Annotated in this window: 2 protein-coding genes and 1 pseudogene; 1 reads left to right on the top strand and 2 read right to left on the bottom strand. The window is 45.2% G+C overall.

All coding sequences use genetic code 11. The annotated features are described in order from the left end of the window. Positions 1–108: 108 nt before the first annotated feature. Positions 109–342: pseudogene (locus tag ACTQ3R_RS16275) on the top strand (site-specific integrase); the annotation flags it as partial. A 111-nt stretch (positions 343–453) separates the two neighbouring features. On the opposite strand, the gene ACTQ3R_RS16280 reads toward ACTQ3R_RS16275, so the two are convergent. Together ACTQ3R_RS16280 and ACTQ3R_RS16285 are read right to left on the bottom strand one after the other, a co-directional pair. Further along, complete coding sequence (locus ACTQ3R_RS16280; RefSeq protein WP_441780205.1) at positions 454–654, bottom strand: hypothetical protein; 201 nt, start codon at positions 652–654, stop codon at positions 454–456. 15 nt (positions 655–669) lie between these two features. Next, on the bottom strand, positions 670–2,379 hold the full coding sequence (locus ACTQ3R_RS16285) for a hypothetical protein (RefSeq protein WP_441780204.1): 1,710 nt from the start codon (positions 2,377–2,379) through the stop codon (positions 670–672). Positions 2,380–3,142 lie beyond the last annotated feature (763 nt).

The raw sequence follows: 3,142 nt of genomic DNA on the forward strand, positions 1-3,142 counted from the left end.
GCAACGCTCTCATGCGGGTAAAATAGCGTGGCAAAACCAGGGAATTCCCGTGGCAATACCAAGGAATTTGCTTTGGCAAAACCAGGGATTTTTACTTGACAGAATACAAACCTCCACAAGAAGCTCCTGAAGGACGCAGGGCTCCCCCACATCCGCTTCCACGACCTGCGGCACACCTTCGCCACCACAGCCCTCCAGAACGGCGTAGATGTAAAGACGGTGTCCTCCATGCTGGGGCACTACGATGCCGGGTTTACCCTCCGCACCTATACCCACGCCACACGGCAGAAGCAGGACGAAGCAGCAGCCACCATGGGCAGCTTCATGGCACAGGTGATGTAGGACAGAGCGAAAAAGCCGGGCGGGAAGCACAAACTTCCCGTCCGGCACTCTTTAGCCCTTTCCGCGTGTGGGTCACAGTGTGGGTCAAACTCGCAATGCGTAAGACTCCTCTTAAACCAGCCCCCACTGTTTATTTTGATAGTCCAGAACAAGTTTTATCGCATACTTGACATCCTGCATGACTTTATCGGCATCCTCTTTTGAAATTTCGATCTCCAGATATTCAGGCACAAAATGTCCTACATCACTTCGTAAATAATACCGTCCGTCTCTCAAAATAATCTGTTCATTGTCTTGATCAAAAATTACCATAAGATTTCCTCCATCTTATTGAATGGGGACAACTGTATATTGTCCAGGTAGAATCTGATCTACAACTGCCTCCGGAAGTCCACCAGATGTATATCCCCCCGGCAACCAAAAAGAATTTACTCCAAGTTCATTTCCCGTAGGCATTCTCAGACCAGTTGGATGAGCTATGTCAATTTTCACTGGACTTTTTCCTAAAGTACCAGAATCTAACCCAAGTAGTTGTTCCAGAATATGAATATCACCATTTGCTTGTTTTATTAAATCGTCAGCAATAGATGTAGGCATTACAAATGTCCCATCCGGCGGTCCTACCGCCCCCGTAGGGGCCTTTGCATAGAATTTTGTTACGCCACCGCGAAACAAATCTAAATGTTGATCGATATATTCCTGAGAAAGATATGTACTGGGATTCGGCCGCTGGCCTTTTGGTGCTTTAATTATATCATCGATTTGAGAAGGTGTCAGCCCCGCATTTCGAATAAGGTCATCCACATCATCTGTCAATGTACCAGCTGCACGCAGCGCATCGTCGGTGCTTCCAGACAGTATTTCCTTTACGTTGATGGCAGCTTTATACGCAGAATAGACAATTAATACTGTACCAATAATGTCTAGCCAATGCTCCAATGACCAGGGGTCTTCTGGTGCTATTGCACCCGAAAGTGTGTCTAATGTTCCAAATGTAAAAAAGTTAACGATACTGTACAGATTTGGATCTTCTACCATCGCATCGAAGTTAGAAACAATGCCACCCCACGCACCACTGACAATTCCAAAGGTCAACCAGTCCAGAAAGCTACTAAAGCTATCCCATTTTCGCCCACTACGCTCTGCTTGGGCATTCAGCAGAGCATCAATCAAATTTTCTCCGTCCTTCCAAAGACTCGATAAATAAGACGCAACTGCGGAGGCTAAATCATATATTCCATCTTGATCCAGAATGTTTTGGGCGTAATTCAGAACCATGTGCTCTAAAACAATGGGAATTTTTGTAATGCGCTCTGCAGAAATTCCAAATGGAAATGTACTATGTTCAATTAAGTAGATACCACCAGTTGTTCCTCTTCTTTCTGAATAAAAACGCTGAATAAAGGCCTGTTCATCCATTTTATATAACAGTTCTGTCTGGGAGTCCATGACCAGTAGCTCGCAGCGACAATTTGGATGCAGTGGAGGAATTGGAACATCCGCAATCGAAAATACATGCCCGTGATAGGCATTACATGTTTCACAAGTGTCAGCACTCTGTTCGCTCAGGAAAAGGAAACGGGTGTACCCCTGCTTCGTAAAATCTTCTAATGTAAGCCAGACCGAAAACTCTTGATCGTACCGATTAAACTTTGCGGATAATGTACGCATTCCTGTTTCAACTTCAAAATATGCTTTAGAGATAGCTGTATCTGTAACCAAATGATCTTCTAGCTCTTGAGTATATTTTGAGATGACCTGGTGAGCAAAACTATGTGGAAATAACTCCATGTCCCGTTCAAACGTGTGACGGAGATAGTATGGAGCTCTGCTATCAACTTTGAATTTTTTGAGATATGTAGCCGTAGCTGTAGTAAGCAATGTCTGCAATTCTTCCTGTTGCGGGGAAATCGTTTTTTCCGTAGTCGTATTCAATCTGCTGGAAAGCTTTTTCTGATAAAGTGAGTAATTCGATACACCGTTTTTATTAGGGATAGATGGCCCTGGCAGCAGATATGAATTCAAATTATTTGTCATTTGTGGCCTCCTGACATACAAAATATTGGGGACAAGAAATTGTTCTTATATGTAGGAGTAAATAGAAAAAAATTGCACACAGACGTACAACAGTTTAATTACATTGTAAAAAACACATAGTAAAATTTAACTCGCTAAGCAAAGAAAAGACACCACCAGCAATTTCCCCGCCGTTTGCCCCTGTAGGCCGCTGTGTGGCCTCTTTCCGGGCAAGGCAGTGTAGTTCCTACCCTACAAGGTTTTACGGCGGTTTCCCCTCTTGTTTGCCATTGACATTGAGAGGCTATCGGGTGACGAAAAAAAGCAGGAGAAACTGTGCCACATCTCCCCGCAGTGCGGATAGAAACCGACAGTCGTGTGGAGACGATTTTACCCACCCTTGGGTGGGGCAAGCAGAGCATTTGGCTTGCCGCGAGCGGCTGCCAAACGCCTTTTTGCGGGCGGAAGCCCGCACCCACTTTCCGCTGACCGCAGCTGCGCCTCCTCTCCGCACCGCAAGACCTGCGCCGCAGAAAACAAAATAAGGGCTACACCCAAGCACCGTAATTGATAACTTTCTCTTAACTCTGCCCGTTTGCCCTGGCTATCCACAAAAATGTTTGGTATGTTATCGTTCCCGGACAGGGAGCGGCAGCATACCAAATTTTTATGCGGAGTCCTGCAAATAAAAGTCAAGTCCTAAAATGAAAAAAATCCCGCAAAGTTTGCGAGATCAAAAAAGCGCAACAAATCAAGCTGGAGAAAAGACTTCCACCAGCTGGAG

This window comes from Lawsonibacter sp. LCP25S3_E2, assembly GCF_052117285.1.
Lineage (GTDB): Bacteria > Bacillota > Clostridia > Oscillospirales > Oscillospiraceae > Lawsonibacter.

Coding starts and splice junctions, on each gene's coding strand:
- ACTQ3R_RS16280 (WP_441780205.1), bottom strand. CDS start 654: ATGGTAATTTTTGATCAAGACAATGAACAGATTATTTTGAGAGACGGA.
- ACTQ3R_RS16285 (WP_441780204.1), bottom strand. CDS start 2,379: ATGACAAATAATTTGAATTCATATCTGCTGCCAGGGCCATCTATCCCT.